We start from the raw sequence: 17,359 nt of genomic DNA, 5'->3' as shown, positions 1-17,359 counted from the left end.
GTAGCCCGACCGGTCAGGTGGCTCAGCTCGCGAGGTGGTCTGCCAGCTGATCAGCGACGCCGCGCGGCTCCCGTCCGAGGAGCCGGGAGAGCGTGGGATCGGACTGTGCGAAATGGCCGCTCCGTGTCGCCTGGAACCACGAGAGGGTGAAGCGTGCGGCCGCCTCCGGAATGCCGTTCTCCATCTCGTCGGCAACCCACTTCTCGTCGTCGACGACGATGCGATCGACATGGCGACCGGTGAGCTCGGAGGCCACCGAGGCGAAGTCCGCGAGGGTGGCCGGCGAGGACGGCGTCAGATCGACGGGACCGTCGAACGGGGAGTCGCCGACGAGGATCGCCGCTGCAGCCTCAGCGGCCTCACGCCGATCGACCCAGAAGAACGGACCGTCGGCGGGCTTGGCGATCACTCCGGTCGTCTGCCACGGGCCGAGCAGCTGTCCGAGGTCTCCGTAGAAGCCGTTGCGCAACGCGGTCCATGCGACGCCTGAAGCGGCGAGGTGGTTCTCGGTGGCCGCGTGGATCGCGAGCGGCGGATAGGCAGTGTCGAAGCCCGTCCCGTGGGCGCTGGTGTAAAGGATCCGTTGGGCCCCGGCCTCGACCGCAGCATCGATCGCCGTCCGGTGCTGGGTGACGACGTCGGCAGTGACGTCGTTGGAGGAGACGAGGAGCACCTGATCGGCGTCGGCGAACGAATGGCGCAGAGCCACGGGATCGTCGTAGCTCCCTTGGCGCACGCGAACCCCTCGGCCGGCCAGATGCTTCGCACGTTCGGGGTCGCGGACGCTGACGCCGATGCGGGCTGGAGGCACCTGCTTCAAGAGGTGATCGACCGTAGCTCCGTTGAGAGCGCCAGTCGCTCCGGTCACGATGATCATGATGGTGTCCTTTCGTGAGCCGACCCCTAGGGCCTGCGCTGCCGGGAGAGTGTGCGGGCAGCGCGGAGGGAACCGGTACGCGGAACTTGACCACCGAGGTCAACTTCCGTCGGGTGTTATCGTGGGGGAAGTTGACCTGGATGGTCAAGTTCTCTTGTCGAGCGAAGGAGGAGGCGGTGGTGACGAGTACCCCGTCCTCGCCGACGCTCCGCACGGATGCCCGCCGTAATGTCGAGCGCATCCGCGTCGCTGCGGTGAAGGTGTTCCGAGAGCGGGGCCTTTCCGCGCCGCTCGAGGAGGTCGCCGCGGCCGCCCACGTGAGCAAGGCGACCATCTTCAACAGGCTCGGAGGAAGAATCGGCTTGATCGACGCCGTCCTTGACGACGTCGTCGCAGCAGAGCTGCGGGGCGTCATCGACGATGCACGGTCCGTCGCTGAGGTTCGAGAACGAATCTGCTCCTACGTCGGTGCGATTCGGGATCTCCAGTACCGGCTGCCGGCGGTCAACGACGTGCTGCTGCAGGAATTCCCGGACTCCGAGCAGCTCATGGCCCTGTGTCACGTCGGGGGAGCCTTCCATGACGACCTGGTCGCAGGAGGCCATGCCGCTGGCGTCCTGGTTCACGGGTTCACGCCGGGCGACTTTCAGGCGCTGACCCTCGACAACGCGCTCGCGCTCAAGTACGGCGGCCGACCACCCAGGGCGGACTACGACCGCCGAACCAGGTTCGTTCTCGGTGGGATCTGTCGATCGGCGGGACAGCTGGAGGGAACACGCGCGCCATGAAGTACACCAACTCGATCGAGATCGCCCTGCCGCGGGAGAAGGTTGCCCAGCTGCTCGCCGACCCGGCACACCTACCGATGTGGCTGCGAGGCATGGTGCTGCACGAGCCCGTGAAGGGGGTGCACGGGCACCTCGGAACCACGTCGCGGGTCGTGATGCAGTCGGGGAAGCGGACGATCGAGCTCACCGAGATGATCACGCGCCGGGATCCGGCGGACCTGCACGCGATCCCCGAAGAGGTCGTCGTTCATTTCGACCGAGAGACTGTCGGCGCGGGCATGTGGAGCGTCGTGCGCGACCGGCTGACCGACGCCGATCCAGAGACGACGCTCTGGGTGAGCGAGAGCGAATACCGGTTCAGCAACCTGCTGATGCGGCTGATGGGGCTGCTCATGCCCGGCGCCTTCCACAAGCAGTCGCAGCAGCACATGGAGGATTTCAAGGCGTTCGCCGAGCTGGGGAAGGACGTCCGCGAAGGGGCGAACTAACGCCGCCGTCGTCGGTCGCCGCTTCGATCGTCAGGCGCGTTGCACCGCGAAGCCCGCGCTCGCGCGGTCCACGGCGTCCCGGATCGCGCCGGCGCGCAGGTCGGGCCGCTCGGCGGCGAGCGCCGCCGCGACCGCAGCACCCATGCACGCTCCGAGGTGCGCGGACATCAGCTGCCAGCCGGCCGGGTCCGGGAACCGCTCGCGGAGAGCGTCGACCAGGTCGGACTGCGCTCTCTGCAGCCGAATGACGAGTGAGGCAGGCAGGCCGCGCGACGCGGTGATGAGTTCGGCACGGATGCCCGCGAGCTCGTCCGTGCCGGCACTCGGGTCCTCGAAGAGCTCGACGAGCACCGCCATCACGGCTCGTACGCCCTGCCTGGTGTCGGCACCGGAGGGCAGGCTCTCGAGCGCCCGCGCTGCACGGTCGATGTGGTCCTCCAGGTAGTGGAAGAGCACGTCCTCCTTCGACGGGAAGTGGAGGAAGAACGTGCGGCGCGCGATGCCCGCACCGGCTGCGATGTCGTCGATCGATGTCCCGGTGACCCCTCTCTCGAGGAACAGCCGTGTCGCCGCGCGGACGACCGCGCTCCGCGTCTCGGCCCGCTTGCGTTCCCGGATCCCCGGCTGATCGCTCATTCGTCGAGCATAGCGGGGAAGTTATGCACTAGTGTAGTGCTGCACTAGTGCATCAAAGAGGAGACGCCCATGCCAGAGCACACCGGCCGGACCTATGTGGTCACCGGCGCCGACTCGGGGATCGGTGCTGCCGTCGCCGGTCGACTCGAGAGGGATGGCGCACGCGTCATCCGATGCGGCATCACGGAGACGGCCGACGTCCGCGCCGACCTCACGACTCCTGAGGGCCGCGCCTCCGCCGTCGACCGGGTCCGCGATCTCGCCCCGGCGTGCATAGACGGCGTAGCGCTCGTCGCGGGCAGCCCGGACGGGCGCATCGCCGTCGGCCTCAACTACTTCGGTACGGTCGCACTGCTCAGCGCACTGCGCGACGATCTGGCGCGTGGGTCCGATCCGCGAGCCGTCGTCGTGAGCTCCGCATCCTCGCTCTCCGCCGGAGATGGCGACCTGGTCGAGGCCTGCCTCGCCGATGACGAGCCCCGCGCCGTGGCGATCGCCGAACGTCTGGTCGCGCGCGGGCGCGGGACCGTCATCTACCGATCGACGAAGATCGCCCTGAACCGGTGGCTACGGCGCAACGCCGGGCGGGACGACTGGGCCGGCGCCGGCATCCTTCTCAACGCCGTCGCGCCGGGCATCGTCGGGACCGAGACCGCCCGCCGGACGATGCTCGCCGACGCGACGAACGTGCGCGTGCTCCAGGACGCCCTCCCGCAGCCCCTCGGGATGCCTGGCCCGGTCGAGCCGGTCGCCGCAGCCATCGCCTGGCTGCTCTCGCCGGACGCCGCGTTCACCACCGGTCAGGTTCTCTTCGTGGACGGGGGCGCCGAGACGACCCTCCGGGGCGAGGCCCCGTTCGTGTCCGGCGTGCGGTACGGGCCGCTGCGGATGGCGCGGATGATCGTGTGGACAGTCATCGGCCGGTTGCGCTCCCGGAGCGGGCGATGAGTCAGAGGAGCGTGCCTCGATCGGCGTGTCGGGGGCCGCGGGCCTCACGCGGGCGCCTTGCGCGTCAGGACGTGCGCCTGTGGGAAGCCACGCACCGGGTCCTCGCGCGGCGAGATCGTCAGGCGGGCGACCTCGTCGACACCGGTCTGCCCGAGCAGGCTGACGACGTGGCCGGCCGAGTACCGCCAGGCGGGGGAGACCTTGTGGTCGAAGGCCTCAACCGCTCCCTCGGCGTCGGCCAATGCCTGGAACGACAGCAAGAGGTGGCCGCCGGGCGCCAGGACCCGGCTCAGCTCACCGAGGATCGCGGGGAGCGCGTCCGGCGGCGTGTGGATGATCGAGTAGTTCGCCAGCACGCCAGCGAGGCTGCCTGTCGCGACGTCGAGCGCGCCCATGTCGCCGACGTCGAACCGGGTGCCCGGGTTGGCTTCGCGGGCTGCCGCTACCAGCTGGGGCGAGAGGTCGACGCCGAAGGCGTCGACGCCCCGGTCTCGCAGGAAGGCGGTCACGTGCCCTGGCCCGCAGCCGACGTCGGCCACGGTCCCGCCGCCGGCCTGCTGGACCAGGTCGGCGAAGGCCTGGATCAGCACATGATTCAGGGGGCTGCCTGTGAACGCGTCCCCGATGAACGCGGCGTAGGCCTGCGCCTTGGCGTCGTAGTCGGTGCGGACCGTCGCGAGGTGCTCGAAGCTCGCGTCGAAGGCGGCGTTCGCCGAGGGCAGCTCCGTGCTTTCGCTCTCCATGGTGAAACTCTTGCAGGCCTGCTCCGGCCCCGTCGAGCGAGTTGGTGGGGTCACGGACCTGGTCGCACCCTCGCGGCGGCGCTTGATCTCGTTGGACCGGGTGGGCTCGGGTGTCAGGCGGTCCGGGTGTGCGGGTAGGCCGCCTCACGGTCCTGAAAGCTCAGGATGCTCGGGTTCTTGATCACTCCGTCGTCGATCTCGATCGCGCGCGAGAGGGTGAGGTCCTTCTCCCACGCGGCTCGTCCTTCCATGACCGTGCGAAGGAACGGCAGGAGCGCCTCGCTGATCTCCCAGGTCGCCGAGTTCCACAGGTGCGAAGGGCTGTGGTCGACGGCGTAGTAGTCGACCCCCTGGCCGACCGTGAACATCGGCTCGTCGAACGTGGTGGGCCTCGCCCACTCGAATCCCATCCCCTCGTCGCACGACACGTCGATGATCAGGCTTCCCGAGGTGAAACGCTCCAGGTCCTCGGTCCTCAGGTAGGTCAACGGCGCAGCGACGTCCTGGAGCGTGCAGTTGACGACGATGTCGTGCGACGCCAGGAAGTCGGGGAGCAGGACGTCGCCGGCCTGTGTGAGGACCGTGCTGAGGTGGGTCGCGCCCTCGTCGGTGTTGAGCTGGGTGATGTGCGCGGTGTGGATCGGCGAGCCGACCGCCGCGACACCACGCTGTGTGAGGACCTGGATGTCATGGATTCCGTGCGCCTTCAGTGCGGTCACGGCGCCCCGCGCCGTCGCGCCGAAGCCGATCACCACCGCGCTCAGCCGTGGTCCGTAGTCACCGGTCGAGCCGACCAGGCTCAGGGCGTGCAGCACGGAGGAGTAGCCGGCAAGCTCGTTGTTCTTGTGGAACACGTGCAGGCTGAAGTCACCCCGGCCGGTCCAGTGGTTCATCGCCTCGAAGGCGATCAGCGTGAGCCGGCGGTCGATCGCCGTCTGCGTCATTCCGGCATCCTGCACGCAGTGCGGCCACCCCCACAGGACGCGGCCCTCGGGAATTGCCGCCACGTCCACCGCTTGCGGTTTGGGTAGCAGCAGCACGTCGGCGGACTCGAGCACCTCGGAGCGTTCCGCGACCCGGCCAACACGAGACTCCAGGTAACCGGGTTCCAGCCGGAAGTCTGCGCCGTAGCCGCGCTCGACGACCATCCGTGCGCGCAGGTCCGGGTCGATCAGGTCCAGGTGGCGAGGGTGGATCGGCAGCCGCCGCTCGTTCTCCATCGAGGAGCCTGCGAGCAGCCCGAGGGTGAGCAGGTCGTCGCTCGGCGAGGAGCCGTCCGACGACACGGTCGGGGCAGCAAAGGAAGGGTGAGTGGCGTCAGGCATCCGGATTCCCATCATCGGGGAACCAGGGTCAGCTCCTGCCTGGACTGTACGCCGAACTTTTGCGAGCTCTGACCGAGACCTCGTGTCGCGCACCCGCCCCGCTCCTCCGCCGGCCCGGCAGCGAGACCTGCAGCCGGCTGCCTGCGGGTAGCCGGCGGCAGGTGTGCGGTCGTCCGCAGTCAGTCGTCGGTGACCCCCGTCGCGCGGGTCCGCAGCAGGTCCACCACGTCGGTCAGCCCCACCTCGATACGTCCGTGGACGCGGGGGTTGAGCAGGGTCGTGCCGTCGAAGTCGCCGGCGGACGCGTAGAACGCCACGGGAACGGTCAGCGCCTGGAAGAACGCGAAGAGGGGCCGCAGGGCGTGCTCCAGGACGAGGGCATGCCGGTCGGTCCCACCCGTGGCGGCGAGCAGGACGGGCTTGTTGGTGAGCGCGTACTGGTCCACGAGGTCGAAGAAGTGCTTGAACATCCCCGGGTAGGAGCCGCGGAACACCGGCGCCGCCGCGAGGAGGAGGTCGGCTTCCTCGACGCGGCGGATCGTGGCCTCGACGTCGGGCGTGACCTCCGCACGCTCGGTCGCCTGGGCGAACCCGGGCCCGAGGCTGTAGACGTCGATCCTGGACGACTCGATCGGGACCATCGTGCGCAGGGTGTCGAGGACGACGTCGACGAGCCCTACCGTCTTGGACTCCACGCTCGGGCTCCCGTTGACGACGACGACACGCAGCGCCCGGCCGCCGGAGGGCCGTGTCGCGGGTTCGATCCCGACCCCGACGGCGGTGGTGGCGCTCATGCCGCGCTCTTCTCGCGCGCCGCCACCTCGCGGCGCACCACCGGTGCCACCTCGGTGCCGAGCCGCTCGATGGCCTTGAGGTGCTCGATCTTCGGCATCCCGCCGAAGCCCATCTGGATGATCGCGCGGCCGAGTCCGTACACCTCGTGGTAGGTGAGCAGCTTGTCGATCACCTCCTGGGGGCTGCCGACGAGCAGCCCACCGTGCGGCGACGCCTGCGCGTCGAACGCGGCGCGGGGGATGAGGAAGCCGGCGCCGCGCTGGTGGTTGTTGTCCAGCATGCCCTTCGCGAAATAGGGGTACATGCCGTCTCGCGCCTGCTGGCTGGTCCGCCCGACCAGCCCGCCGGCGACGATGCTGACCGGCAGCGCCGCGGCGTCGTGCCCTGCCTGTTCGGCGGCCTCCCGGTAGAGCTCGACGGTCTCCAGGTGGAAGTTGACCGGCCCCAGCAGCAGGGCCATCGCCATCGGCAGGCCGAGGCGGCCGGTGCTGACCGCCGACGCCGGCGACCCGCCGACGCCGACCCAGATCGGGATGGTGTCCCCGTAGGCGCGGGGCGCGATGTCGGCGTCGACCAAGGGGGCGCGGAGGCGCCCCTGCCAGGTGAGCGGGTTCTGGTCGCGGATCTTGAGGAGCAGGTCGAGCTTCTCCCGGAACAGCTCGGCGTAGTTCCGCAGGTCGTACCCGAACAGGGGGAACGACTCGGTGTACGAGCCGCGGCCCGCGATGATCTCGGCCCGGCCCTCGGAGAGCAGGTCGATCGTGGCGAACTGCTCCCACACGCGCACCGGGTCCTCTGAGCTGAGCACGGTGACCGCGCTGGTCAGCTTGATGTTCGTGGTGTGCTCGGCGGCGGCCGCCAGCAGGATCGTGGGTGCCGACCCGACGAAGTCGGTGCGGTGGTGCTCGCCGACGCCGAAGAGGTCCAGCCCCACCTCGTCGGCGACCTTCGCCTGCTCGACCGTCTCCCGGACCCGCTGGGCGGGTGACGGCAGGGCACCCGTGGCGGGATCCTCCGTGATCTCGCCGAACGTCATGATCCCGATCTCGAATGCCATCTCAGCTCCCTCTCTGCCGGCGGAGACGGTCTGCCTCCGGTGACCGGCCGTCTCGTGGTCCGTCCCCAAACAACTTATCTGCGCACGCAGGTATTCCGTCTGTGGGAGGTGCTTGTGCAGGCAGGCACCTGTTGGTCGGACCGGCCCGGTACGGCTACCGTGCCGCTCATGGCGACCGAGAGGCTGAGCGAGCTCGAAGATCAGGCATGGCGGGGGTTCCTGCTCACTCACGACCGGATCTGGCGCGAGGTCGAGGCAGGGCTGGCGCCGCTGAACGTGAGCATGACCGAGTACAGCGTGCTGGCTCTGCTGGCGGAGGCGGGGCCCCATGGCATGCGGATGTCGGAGCTGGCGCAGCGCCGTGTGATGACCAGTGGCGGGTTCACCCGGCTCGCCGACCGGCTCGAGGCCCGCGGGCTGATCGAGCGGCGGCGGTCCGCCAGTGACGGCCGCGGCTTCGAGGCGGTCCTCACGCCAGAGGGCCGAAAGATCATGCGCAAGGCGTGGCGTCAGCAGTACGGCGACCTGCGCGCGCTCTTCTTCGACCGGCTCGACGACGACCAGCTGCGCAGCCTCGCCGACGTCTGGGCCAGCCTCGACCCGGAGAACGACCAGGGGCGCTGAGGCGGTCTGCGAGACTCGACAGACCAAGACCAAGACCAAGACCGAGACCAAGACCAAGACCAAGACCAAGACCGAGGAGAACCGACGATGATTCGTAAGCTGCAGGCGGTCGCGGTGGACTGCCCGGACGCGGTCCGGCTCGCGGAGTTCTACGCGGAGCTGCTGGGCGGGCAGGTCGAGATGGACGCCGACGACCCGGACTGGGTAGAGGTGCGCGGGTTCGAGGGCACACCCCTGGCCTTCCAGAGGGTGGACGACTACCGAGCGCCGCAGTGGCCGGGCCAGGTGTCGCCGCAGCAGATGCATCTCGACTTCGATGTGGACGACATCGAGGCGGACGAGAAGCGGGTGCTGGAGCTCGGCGCGACGGTGCTGGAGCGCACCGACCAGCTGCACCCGGAGGCCAACTGGCGCGTCTACGCGGACCCGGCGGGCCATCCGTTCTGCCTCTGCGCCCACTGAGTCCCGCGGCCCCGGCTCCTGTTGGACCGGGCCCACGGGGAGACCGCTACGCCGTGTCCCGCTCGAAGAGGAGCTCGTACGGCTCGTAGTCGTCGTCGTCCGGCACCTCCGGCACGTAGTGCGGCGCCGTGCTCGCCGCAACGGCGAGCAGCCGTGCGGCGACCTCCTCCTCGGAGGCGGGGGCGAGACCGAGCGCGTCCAGGAGGCGGTCGCGCTCGGCGTCGAAGTCGGGCTGGTCGGCCCGGACGGCTGCTCCCAGGTCGCCGACCGAGTACCCCTTCGCCAGGTCACGCCAGTACGGCAGCACGACGACCAGCGTGATCGCCTCGACGAGGTCACGGCCGATCAGCGTCGCCTGCCCCTCCGAGTCGGCGTACAGGACGGGCCGCGCAGCGGACCCGGCCTCTCCGCACAGGAAGTATGTGCCGCCGGCGGCACAGCCGGCTACCGGCCGCAACGGGATCCCCGTGGGGAGGGCGAGAGGCTCTACGGGTTCCCGTCGATCGACCTCGAAGTCGCCGGGCCACACGAGCGCCTCCCCGAGCGCGGCCTCCTGCTCGATCCGGCGGAGCAGATCATCCGATGCAGTCATGGGCGGAACGTAGCAGCGCCCACCGACAGCCCCGGCGACCTGCACCGCCGGGCCGGATCACGAGCAGGCGGCCAGCTCCTCCTCGTCCGGGGTGAACCGGATCCAGTCGAACGCAGCGGTCAGCTCCGGCGTGGCCGCGGGCCCCCGGTAGGCGAACGGCCCGACGTCGGTCGCGGCGAGCTGGTCGGCGGGCGCGGCGCGGCCCAGGTTGACGAAGGTCGCGCCGTCGATGCTGTACGACGCGGTCAGCCACGCGCCGTGGTGGGTGATCCGCAGCCACACGGTGTCACCCGTCTCTGGCGGAGCCAGCGCCGAGTCCTCCGCCGTCCACGCGTTGTTCCGGTCGACGCCGTTGTTGCGCCACACGAAGTCGAACCGCTTGCCCGCGTCCACGTGCGAGATGTCGATCCGGACCGAGTTGGCGTCGTCGCGCCGGACGATCAGGCCTGCCTGCTGGAAGTTGACCTGCGGGTCGAGCGTGACCTGCGTGGTGACCTCCCACGGCGCGTCAGGTACCGGCTGCAGGAGGAGCGGTGCCGACGTCGAGTTGCCCGGGTACGTCGGGATCTGCCACGCGCCGTCCGCCACGACCGAGCGGTCCAGGTCGCCGCGGACCGCCGTCGACCAGAGCGACCGGTCCAGGCCGCTGCCGTCGAGCTCGTCCGAGCCGGCGCCCGTGCACTGCGCGTACATCGGGTCCTCCGGCCGGGTGTTCAGCGGGTCCCGTACCCCGTCCGGGTCGAGGACGGCGTGCGCGATGGTGGTGTGCGAGCGCTCCCCGTGCTCGTAGACCAGGTGCAGCGTCCCGTCCGCCCGGACGATCTGCGGCGACGTCGCGCGCCCTGCCTCTGGCGGGGCCGGCTCGGGGACGAAGAGCGGCTCGGGCTCGCCCACCTCGGTGAGCGTGCGGTCGACGGGTCGGGCGAGGATCGTGCCGACGGTCGCGCCGTACACGATGTAGTGCTGCCCCTTCCACTGCCACAGGTCCGCGGCCGACACGTTGGTGCCCTCTACCGGACCGGGGGTCACGATCGGCTCGGGCTCGACCTGCCACTCCCGCCCGTCCCGTGACCAGGCCAGGTTGATGTGCCGCACGTTGGTGTCGTAGTTGGTCATGAAGAGCATTCCCCAGCGCTGGGCCGACGAGCGGTCCGGGTTGCGGAAGACCCGCGCGTACGACGTCTCGGTGGCGTGCCTGCCCGGCTGTGCGGCGTCGACCATCTCCGTCGTGACCGCTTCACCGCCGTACGCGAACGTCACCCCGTCGGTCGAGGTGGCGTACCTGGTCACCGTGTTGTCGCCGTGGAAGTACAGGTACATCCGCTGCTCGGCGGCGTTCCACACGACGTCGGGCGAGGAGACGTGCGGGACGTCGTAGATGCCCTCCCACCGGTTCGCGACCACCGGGCTGGCCTCGTGCTGGGTCCACGGCCCGTCGAGCGAGTCGGCGTACATCAGGTTGATGCCGCCCGGGTCGTCGTGCGGCGCGTAGTAGACGTACCACTCGCCGAGCGGGTTCTCCAGGTGCGCACCGGCGTGGAACACCGACGGGAAGATGAACTCCTGGTTCGGGTTGTGCGGCAGCGACGCGTCGAACGGGTCGACGATCTCGCCCGTCGAGGTGAAGATCGGCAGCTCGGTGCCTGGCGCACCGTCGGAGGGGTGCGGCACGGGCGCCGCGTGGGTCACCCCGGGGACCAACCCGGCGACGACGGCGAGGGCGGCGCCCGCGAGGGCGCGGCGGGCCGTGAGGAAGGCCATGATGCGTACTCCTTTGTCGCGGTGTCATGACGGCGTCAACCTTCGGGCGGAGCCCACCGGGGGTCAAGGGAGGTAATCAGATCCAGCAACGGGTCGACTGATAATGCGCCCCATCGCACCAGGTGCGACCGCCCAGACAGGTAGTTCCGCACGGCAGGTCCCGCGCGGAGCACCTGCTAATAATGCGCATCATCTGATTGACCGGCCGATGAGCGACCCGTGACACTCCTGACATCAGCCGCCGGGGTCGGAACAAGGTTCAAGGAGGAGCCGTGCCACGTCGTCGTATCACCCAGACGGACGTCGCCGCGATGGCCGGCGTCAGCCAGGCCACCGTCTCGTTCGTCCTCAACGGCAGCACGCCCGCCGGAGTACGCATCAGCGAGGAGACCCGCCAGCGCGTGCTCGACGCGATCCGGATCACCGGCTACACGGCGAACCCGGCGGCACAGCGTCTCGCGGGCGGGGGCCTCGCCCAGATCCTCGGCGTGTTCACCTACGAGGCGACGTTCCCGCGCGCCAGCCGGGACTTCTACGGACCCTTCCTGGTCGGCATCGAGCACGCCGCCGAACGGCTCGGCGTCGACCTGCTGCTCTTCACGAGCGCCCCCGTGCAGGACGGACGCCGCAGGCTCACCCGCGAGGGCTGGCAGCGGCTCGGCGTGGCCGACGGCTGCCTCCTGCTCGGACAGCACGAGCACCGGGGAGAGCTGCAGCACCTGCTCGACACCAACTACCCGTTCGTCTTCATCGGCAAGCGGGGGAGCGACGGCGGCCGGCTGCCGTACGTGGGCGCCGACTACGTCGGGGGAACCGTGCGGCAGATCGACCGCCTCGTCGCGCTCGGGCACCGCCGCATCGGCTACGTCGGGATGCGCGGCACCGACCAGCCGACCCTCGACCGCGTCGACGGGTACCGCAGCGCGATGAAGGCACAGGGGCTCACCACGCGGTTCGTCGAGCTCGACGACGTCGCCGCCACGGCGGCCGAGATCGTCGACCAGCGCTTCACCGCGGTGGTCGTGGCCCCGGAGAACCACCCGGAGGAGCTCGCGGACGAGCTCGAACGGCGCGGCAAGCAGGTGCCGGACGACGTGTCGGTGCTGCTGCTCGGACAGCCGCACCACCCGCGCCGCGGCGGCAGGCCCTGGTCCGGGTTCTCCGTCCCCCGCGAGGAGATGGGCGCCCGGGCGCTGTACCTGCTGTCCCGCCTCGTCGCCGACGACGGCCCCAAGCGAGACCGCGAGACCGGCCGCACCGCCACGGCAGCCGACGTCGAGCTCCACCAGATCCTCGTGTGCCCGGACGTGGAGGGCGGCACCGCCGCACCGGCCCGCGAACCCCAGCCAGAGACCGACAACAGGACGGACCCCGCGTGACCCATCAAGACCTGCAGACCGACGTCCTCGTGGTGGGCGCTGGGCTCGGCGGCATCGCCGCGGCGCTCGCGGCCGCCGACCGGGGCGCTCGCGTCGTCCTCACCGAGGAGCACCCCTGGATCGGGGGGCAGCTGACCTCGCAGGCGGTGCCGCCCGACGAGCACCCCTGGGTGGAGCAGTTCGGCGTGACCGCCCGCTACCGCGCGCTGCGCGACGGGATCCGGGACGTCTACCGGCGCCGTTACCCGCTGACTCCGGCCGCACGGGCGTGGCCGGAGCTCAACCCGGGCGCCGGATGGGTCTCGAAGCTGTGCCACGAGCCGCGGGTCGCCGTGGGCGTGCTGGAGGAGATGCTCGCACCGCACCGCTCGGCCGGCCGCATCCGGCTCCTGGAGCGGGTCCGTCCGATCGCGGCCACCACGGACGGCGACCGGGTGACGTCGGTGACGCTCACCTCCGTCGTCGGCCGGCCGGACGTGACGGTGAGCGCCGCGTACACGATCGACGCCACAGAGACCGGCGAGCTGCTCCCGCTGACCGGCACGGAGTACGTCACGGGGTTCGAGTCGGCGCACGTGACGGGCGAGCCGAGCGCTCCCTCCGACGCGCAGCCGGACAACGTCCAGGCCCTCAGCGTGTGCTTCGCCGTCGAGCACGTCGACGGGGACCACACGATCGACAGGCCCGACCGCTACGACTTCTGGCGCTCGTACGCGCCAGCGGCATGGGGCGGCGAGCGGATGCTCTCGTGGACAGCGCCCAACCCGCGCACCCTCGCGCTCGACGAGCGATCGTTCACGCCCAACCCGGGCGACGACCCGCTTGCCGTCGACGCCGACCAGTCGAAGAACGCCGGTGACGGCAACCTGTGGCTGTTCCGGCGCATCGCGGCGCGTGACCTCCACGAGCCGGGGTTCTACGCCGGCGACCTGTGCCTGGTGAACTGGCCGAGCATCGACTACTTCCTCGACCACGTCCTCGACGTGCCCCGCGAGGTCGAGGAAGCCCGGATCGCCGACGCCCGGCAGCTCAGCCTGTCGATGCTCTACTGGATGCAGACCGAGGCACCGCGGGCCGACGGCGGTACGGGGTTCCCCGGGCTGCGGCTCCGCCCGGACGTCATGGGCAGCGCGGACGGGCTGGCCCAGGCCGCGTACCACCGGGAGTCCCGGCGGATCCAGGCGGTGACGACGATCACGGAGAACGACGTCTCCTACGCCGTGCGCGGCGACCGGGGCGCCACCCGGTACGAGGACTCCGTCGGCGTGGGCATGTACCGGATCGACCTGCACCCGTCCACGGGCGGGGACACGTACATCGACGTGCCGTCGACGCCGTTCGAGATCCCGCTCGGTGCCCTGCTGCCGCAGCGGACGACCAACCTGCTCGCGGGGAACAAGAACATCGGCACCACCCACATCACCAACGGGTGCTACCGACTGCACCCGGTCGAGTGGAACGTCGGAGAGGCCGCCGGCCACCTCGCCGCGCACTGCCTCGCCACCGGCCGGACCCCTCATGCGGTCCAGGCCAAGCCGGACCTGCTCGCCGACTACCAGGCCGAGCTGGTCGCCGCTGGTGTCGAGCTGCGCTGGCCGGACGGCGTCCACCCGTACTGACCTTCCCAGCGACACTCCGTCGCTGATCAGTCCAAAGGAGAACTGATGTCTGCACAGCACACAACCCCCCGTCGGGCCGCGGGAGTCGCGGCCGCCCTCGGGGCCGCGCTCGCCCTCACCTCGTGCGGCGGGGGGACCGACGCTCCCGTCGGTGAGCCGGAGGCCCCGTCCGAACCGGTCGATCTGCGGATGACCGTCTGGACCGCCGACGAGACCCAGCTCGGCCTCTTCCAGGACATCGCCGACGACTACGTCGCCCAGAACCCCGAGCTCGTGTCGAGCGTGACGTTCGAGACCATCCCGTTCGAGGACTACACGACGGCACTGACCACCCAGCTCGCCGGCGGCAACGCCCCGGACCTGGCCTGGATCTTCGAGAGCAACGCCCCGGAGTTCGTCTCCAGCGGGGCGCTCGTCGACCTGCGCCCGCTGCTGGAGAGCACGGAGGGCTACGCACTGGACGACATCGTGCCCAGCTCGCTCGGGCTCTGGGAGGACGGGGAGGGGCTGTACGCCTACCCGTTCTCGAACAGCCCGTTCGCGATGTTCGTCAACACCGACCAGCTCGCCGCCGCCGGCCAGCCCGACCCGGCCGACCTGGTCGAGTCCGGTGACTGGACGTTCGACGCCGCACGGGACATCTCGGCGGCCACCGCGGAGGAGACCGGCAAGCAGGGGCTGGTGGTGCGGGACTTCGACTACCAGGCGTGGGAGAACCTGGCCACGGTGTGGTCCGGCTGGGGCGCCGCACCCTGGAGCGAGGACGGCACGCAGTGCACCCTGACCGAGCCAGAGATGGTCGACGCCATGACCTGGATCCACGACGCCGCGTTCAAGGACGAGGCGATGCCTGGCCCCGGCACGACCGCCGACTTCTTCGCGGGTGACGCCGCGATGACGATCACCCAGATCAGCCGGGCGTCGTCGCTCGACGGCTCGTTCGAATGGGACGTCCTACCGATGCCGGCAGGACCGGCCGGCCAGCAGAACGTCGTCGGCCAGGCCGGGATCGGCGTCTTCGCCGCCGGCGAGCACCCCGACGTCGCCGCCGACTTCCTCGCGTACTTCACCAGCCCGGAGAACGCCGAGGAGCTCGCCGCCTACTTCCCGCCGCCCCGCGAGTCGCTCCTGAACGCGGAGACCCTCGCGGCGGCCAACCCGAGCCTGAGCGCGGAGCAGCTGCAGGCAGTGGTCGTCGACGGCGTCGAGGACGCCGTGACGAAGCCGGCGCACAAGAACTTCGCCAAGCTGTCGCAGACCGTGCGCGCCGAGCTCGACGCGCTGTGGACGGCGGACGCCGACGTCGAGGCGGTCCTCACGGACACCTGCTCGGCGATCGGGCCGCTGATGGAGGAGTGACCGTGGCAACCGTGTCAGCGGCAGTGCGTCGTGACTGGCTCGTCGGGTACGCGATGGTGGCGCCCGTGGTCCTTGGCGCGCTCGCCTTCGTCGTCCTGCCGCTCGGCATGGTGGTCTGGTACTCCCTGCACGAGTGGAACGTCCTGGCAGGCACCTTCACGTTCGCCGGCGCGGACAACTACCAGCGCCTCGCGTCCGACGACGGGCTCGGGGACGCGCTCCTGGCGAGCCTCTGGTTCTCGATCGGGCTCGTCGTCCTGAACATCGTGCTGGCGCTGCTGCTCGCCGTCCTGCTCAACCAGCGGCTGCCCGGCACCACCACGTTCCGGACGTTCTTCTTCTCGCCCGTCGTCGTGTCGCTGGTCGCATGGACGATCGTGTGGAGCTTTCTGCTGCAGGCCGACGGCGGCATCAACGGCTTCCTCGCGGTGCTCGGCGTCGACGGGCCGAACTGGCTGCGGCACCCGACGACGGCCATGGTCTCGGTGATCGTCGTCCAGGTGTTCAAGAACGTCGGGCTCAACATGATCCTGTTCCTCGCGGCGCTGCAGGGCGTGCCGGAGGAGCTGCAGGAGGCGGCCCGGCTGGACGGGGCCGGCGCCTGGCGCCGGTTCCGGTCGATCACCCTGCCGCTGATCAGCCCGACGATCCTGCTCGTCTCGATCATCACGATCGTCGGCTCGCTGGAGGTCTTCGCGCAGATCGACGTCCTCACGGGCGGCGGCCCGGGGAACTCCACGACCGTCCTCGTCTACTACCTGTACCAGCAGGCGTTCCAGTTCAACGACTTCGGGTACGCCAGCGCCCTCGCGGTCCTCCTGTTCGTCATCGTTCTCGCACTGACGCTCCTGCAGTGGCAGTCGCGCAAGAGGTGGGTCTTCCATGAAGTCTGACGTGATACCCGTGACGACGTCGGGCCCGCCGGAGCCGGACGCTCCGGCGGGGCGACCCGGCGACCCGCGGCGGGCCGCCGCGGCGCCGCCCCGGTCCCGCCGGTCCGGCGCCCGAGCCCGCCGACGCTGGAAGCAGTGGCTGCTCGTCCTGCTCCTGTGCCTGCTGAGCGTGCCGTTCGTCTTCCCGACCTGGTGGATGGCGACGTCCAGCCTCAAGCCGATGAGCGAGATCCTGCGCCGGGTCCCGACGATCTGGCCGCAGGACCCGTCGCTCGACGCGTACGGCCAGGTGTTCGCCCTTCAGCCGTTCGCGCAGCAGTACTGGAACTCCCTGTACATCGCGGCGCTGGTCACGATCGGCACCATGCTCGTGGCAGCCATGGCCGGCTACGCGTTCGCGCGGATCCGGTTCCCCGGGGCCAACGCACTGTTCGTCCTGGTGCTCGTGGGGCTGCTCGTGCCGTCGGAGGTGACGATCGTCCCGCTGTTCCGGATCGTGAACGGCCTCGGGCTCATCAACACGCACTGGCCGCTGATCGTCATCCCGATGCTCGGGGCGCCTGCCGTGCTCGCCGTGTTCATCATGCGCCAGTTCTTCCTGGCGCTCCCGGAGGAGCTGGAGGAGGCCGGCCGGATCGACGGGCTCGGGCGCTGGGGGATCTTCTGGCGCATCGCGCTCCCACTGTCGCGGTCGGCGCTCGGGGCCGTCGCCATCTTCACGTTCCTCAAGTCCTGGAACCTCTACCTCGAACCCATCGTCTACCTGTCCAGCAAGGAGAGCTTCACGCTGCCGCAGGCGCTGACGCAGTACGTCGATGCCTACGGTGGTCCGATGTGGAACGTGCAGCTCGCCGCCACCACGCTCACGGTGCTGCCCGTCCTGGCCGTGTTCCTCGTGGCGCAGAAGCAGTTCGTCCAGGGGCTGGCGCACAGTGGGCTCAAGGGCTGAGTGCGGCGGGGCGTCGTCCTGCTCATCCGTCCTGGGAGCAGCGGGGGCGCCCGCCCGGGCCGGA

Annotated in this window: 18 protein-coding genes; 10 read left to right on the top strand and 8 right to left on the bottom strand. The window is 70.3% G+C overall.

Annotation, left to right across the window (positions count from 1 at the left end):
• Nucleotides 1–22 precede the first annotated feature (22 nt).
• The gene (locus ACFS27_RS25240) at nucleotides 23–877 is read right to left on the bottom strand and encodes an NAD(P)H-binding protein (RefSeq protein ID WP_377189251.1); all 855 of its coding nucleotides are present in this window, start codon (nucleotides 875–877) and stop codon (nucleotides 23–25) included.
• A gap of 86 nt (nucleotides 878–963) precedes the next feature.
• Between ACFS27_RS25240 and ACFS27_RS25235 the strand changes: the two genes are divergently transcribed.
• On the top strand, nucleotides 964–1,665 hold the full coding sequence (locus ACFS27_RS25235; protein WP_377189248.1) for a TetR/AcrR family transcriptional regulator: 702 nt from the start codon (nucleotides 964–966) through the stop codon (nucleotides 1,663–1,665).
• A complete protein-coding gene (locus ACFS27_RS25230; RefSeq protein WP_377189245.1) occupies nucleotides 1,662–2,153 on the top strand; it encodes an SRPBCC family protein in 492 nt (163 codons plus the stop codon). Before ACFS27_RS25235 ends, ACFS27_RS25230 begins: the two co-directional genes overlap by 4 nt.
• Nucleotides 2,154–2,183: 30 nt before the next feature.
• On the opposite strand, the gene ACFS27_RS25225 is transcribed toward ACFS27_RS25230, so the two are convergent.
• Nucleotides 2,184–2,789, bottom strand: a complete 606-nt coding sequence (locus tag ACFS27_RS25225; protein WP_377189242.1) for a TetR/AcrR family transcriptional regulator — start codon at nucleotides 2,787–2,789, stop codon at nucleotides 2,184–2,186.
• Between the two features lie 69 nt (nucleotides 2,790–2,858).
• On the opposite strand from ACFS27_RS25225, the gene ACFS27_RS25220 reads away from it, so the two are divergent.
• Nucleotides 2,859–3,737 (top strand): SDR family oxidoreductase, encoded by an 879-nt coding sequence (locus tag ACFS27_RS25220; protein WP_377189239.1) that lies wholly within the window; start codon nucleotides 2,859–2,861, stop codon nucleotides 3,735–3,737.
• A 44-nt stretch (nucleotides 3,738–3,781) separates the two neighbouring features.
• Here the strand turns inward: ACFS27_RS25220 and ACFS27_RS25215 are convergent, their stop codons facing one another.
• The 4 genes from ACFS27_RS25215 to ACFS27_RS25200 form a co-directional block, all read right to left on the bottom strand.
• On the bottom strand, nucleotides 3,782–4,480 hold the full coding sequence (locus ACFS27_RS25215; RefSeq protein ID WP_377189236.1) for a class I SAM-dependent DNA methyltransferase: 699 nt from the start codon (nucleotides 4,478–4,480) through the stop codon (nucleotides 3,782–3,784).
• Nucleotides 4,481–4,593: 113 nt separating this feature from the next.
• Nucleotides 4,594–5,700 carry a N(5)-(carboxyethyl)ornithine synthase gene (locus tag ACFS27_RS25210; RefSeq protein ID WP_377191178.1) on the bottom strand — a complete coding sequence of 369 codons (1,107 nt, stop codon included), beginning with the start codon at nucleotides 5,698–5,700 and terminating at the stop codon, nucleotides 4,594–4,596.
• A 284-nt stretch (nucleotides 5,701–5,984) separates the two neighbouring features.
• The gene (locus tag ACFS27_RS25205; protein WP_377189233.1) at nucleotides 5,985–6,599 is read right to left on the bottom strand and encodes an NAD(P)H-dependent oxidoreductase; all 615 of its coding nucleotides are present in this window, start codon (nucleotides 6,597–6,599) and stop codon (nucleotides 5,985–5,987) included.
• Nucleotides 6,596–7,657: an LLM class flavin-dependent oxidoreductase gene (locus ACFS27_RS25200; protein WP_377189230.1), complete on the bottom strand. Its 1,062-nt coding sequence runs from the start codon at nucleotides 7,655–7,657 to the stop codon at nucleotides 6,596–6,598. Before ACFS27_RS25200 ends, ACFS27_RS25205 begins: the two co-directional genes overlap by 4 nt.
• 168 nt (nucleotides 7,658–7,825) lie before the next feature.
• Between ACFS27_RS25200 and ACFS27_RS25195 the strand changes: the two genes are divergently transcribed.
• Together ACFS27_RS25195 and ACFS27_RS25190 are read left to right on the top strand one after the other, a co-directional pair.
• Nucleotides 7,826–8,281 (top strand): MarR family winged helix-turn-helix transcriptional regulator, encoded by a 456-nt coding sequence (locus ACFS27_RS25195; protein WP_377189227.1) that lies wholly within the window; start codon nucleotides 7,826–7,828, stop codon nucleotides 8,279–8,281.
• Nucleotides 8,282–8,368: 87 nt separating this feature from the next.
• Nucleotides 8,369–8,743, top strand: coding sequence for a VOC family protein (locus ACFS27_RS25190; RefSeq protein WP_377189224.1), 375 nt, complete (start codon nucleotides 8,369–8,371; stop codon nucleotides 8,741–8,743).
• Between the two features lie 46 nt (nucleotides 8,744–8,789).
• Here ACFS27_RS25190 and ACFS27_RS25185 read toward each other — a convergent pair whose 3' ends face one another.
• Together ACFS27_RS25185 and ACFS27_RS25180 are read right to left on the bottom strand one after the other, a co-directional pair.
• Nucleotides 8,790–9,335, bottom strand: coding sequence for a hypothetical protein (locus tag ACFS27_RS25185; protein WP_377189221.1), 546 nt, complete (start codon nucleotides 9,333–9,335; stop codon nucleotides 8,790–8,792).
• Between the two features lie 57 nt (nucleotides 9,336–9,392).
• Nucleotides 9,393–11,096 carry a DUF1349 domain-containing protein gene (locus ACFS27_RS25180; RefSeq protein ID WP_377189218.1) on the bottom strand — a complete coding sequence of 568 codons (1,704 nt, stop codon included), beginning with the start codon at nucleotides 11,094–11,096 and terminating at the stop codon, nucleotides 9,393–9,395.
• Nucleotides 11,097–11,368: 272 nt separating this feature from the next.
• On the opposite strand from ACFS27_RS25180, the gene ACFS27_RS25175 reads away from it, so the two are divergent.
• Genes ACFS27_RS25175 through ACFS27_RS25155 form a run of 5 tightly spaced genes read left to right on the top strand, consistent with a single transcriptional unit; the run spans nucleotide 11,369 to nucleotide 17,295 of the window.
• Nucleotides 11,369–12,475, top strand: coding sequence for a LacI family DNA-binding transcriptional regulator (locus tag ACFS27_RS25175; protein ID WP_377189215.1), 1,107 nt, complete (start codon nucleotides 11,369–11,371; stop codon nucleotides 12,473–12,475).
• A complete protein-coding gene (locus ACFS27_RS25170) occupies nucleotides 12,472–14,094 on the top strand; it encodes an FAD-dependent oxidoreductase (RefSeq protein ID WP_377189212.1) in 1,623 nt (540 codons plus the stop codon). Before ACFS27_RS25175 ends, ACFS27_RS25170 begins: the two co-directional genes overlap by 4 nt.
• A 45-nt stretch (nucleotides 14,095–14,139) precedes the next feature.
• A complete protein-coding gene (locus tag ACFS27_RS25165) occupies nucleotides 14,140–15,453 on the top strand; it encodes an ABC transporter substrate-binding protein (protein WP_377189209.1) in 1,314 nt (437 codons plus the stop codon).
• 2 nt (nucleotides 15,454–15,455) lie between these two features.
• Nucleotides 15,456–16,346 carry a carbohydrate ABC transporter permease gene (locus ACFS27_RS25160; RefSeq protein ID WP_377189206.1) on the top strand — a complete coding sequence of 297 codons (891 nt, stop codon included), beginning with the start codon at nucleotides 15,456–15,458 and terminating at the stop codon, nucleotides 16,344–16,346.
• Nucleotides 16,336–17,295: a carbohydrate ABC transporter permease gene (locus tag ACFS27_RS25155; protein ID WP_377189203.1), complete on the top strand. Its 960-nt coding sequence runs from the start codon at nucleotides 16,336–16,338 to the stop codon at nucleotides 17,293–17,295. Before ACFS27_RS25160 ends, ACFS27_RS25155 begins: the two co-directional genes overlap by 11 nt.
• Nucleotides 17,296–17,359 lie beyond the last annotated feature (64 nt).

This window comes from Promicromonospora vindobonensis (genome assembly GCF_042685865.1).
Lineage (GTDB): Bacteria > Actinomycetota > Actinomycetes > Actinomycetales > Cellulomonadaceae > Promicromonospora > Promicromonospora vindobonensis.
This window is presented reverse-complemented; position numbering and strand designations above follow the sequence as displayed.

Bases quoted from the DNA above. Each gene is read 5' to 3' on its own strand.
- ACFS27_RS25240 (WP_377189251.1), bottom strand. From the start codon at position 877: ATGATCATCGTGACCGGAGCGACTGGCGCTCTCAACGGAGCTACGGTC.
- ACFS27_RS25230 (WP_377189245.1), top strand. From the start codon at position 1,662: ATGAAGTACACCAACTCGATCGAGATCGCCCTGCCGCGGGAGAAGGTT.
- ACFS27_RS25225 (WP_377189242.1), bottom strand. From the start codon at position 2,789: ATGAGCGATCAGCCGGGGATCCGGGAACGCAAGCGGGCCGAGACGCGG.
- ACFS27_RS25220 (WP_377189239.1), top strand. From the start codon at position 2,859: ATGCCAGAGCACACCGGCCGGACCTATGTGGTCACCGGCGCCGACTCG.
- ACFS27_RS25215 (WP_377189236.1), bottom strand. From the start codon at position 4,480: ATGGAGAGCGAAAGCACGGAGCTGCCCTCGGCGAACGCCGCCTTCGAC.
- ACFS27_RS25210 (WP_377191178.1), bottom strand. From the start codon at position 5,700: ATGGAGAACGAGCGGCGGCTGCCGATCCACCCTCGCCACCTGGACCTG.
- ACFS27_RS25205 (WP_377189233.1), bottom strand. From the start codon at position 6,599: ATGAGCGCCACCACCGCCGTCGGGGTCGGGATCGAACCCGCGACACGG.
- ACFS27_RS25200 (WP_377189230.1), bottom strand. From the start codon at position 7,657: ATGGCATTCGAGATCGGGATCATGACGTTCGGCGAGATCACGGAGGAT.
- ACFS27_RS25195 (WP_377189227.1), top strand. From the start codon at position 7,826: ATGGCGACCGAGAGGCTGAGCGAGCTCGAAGATCAGGCATGGCGGGGG.
- ACFS27_RS25190 (WP_377189224.1), top strand. From the start codon at position 8,369: ATGATTCGTAAGCTGCAGGCGGTCGCGGTGGACTGCCCGGACGCGGTC.
- ACFS27_RS25185 (WP_377189221.1), bottom strand. From the start codon at position 9,335: ATGACTGCATCGGATGATCTGCTCCGCCGGATCGAGCAGGAGGCCGCG.
- ACFS27_RS25180 (WP_377189218.1), bottom strand. From the start codon at position 11,096: ATGGCCTTCCTCACGGCCCGCCGCGCCCTCGCGGGCGCCGCCCTCGCC.
- ACFS27_RS25165 (WP_377189209.1), top strand. From the start codon at position 14,140: ATGTCTGCACAGCACACAACCCCCCGTCGGGCCGCGGGAGTCGCGGCC.
- ACFS27_RS25155 (WP_377189203.1), top strand. From the start codon at position 16,336: ATGAAGTCTGACGTGATACCCGTGACGACGTCGGGCCCGCCGGAGCCG.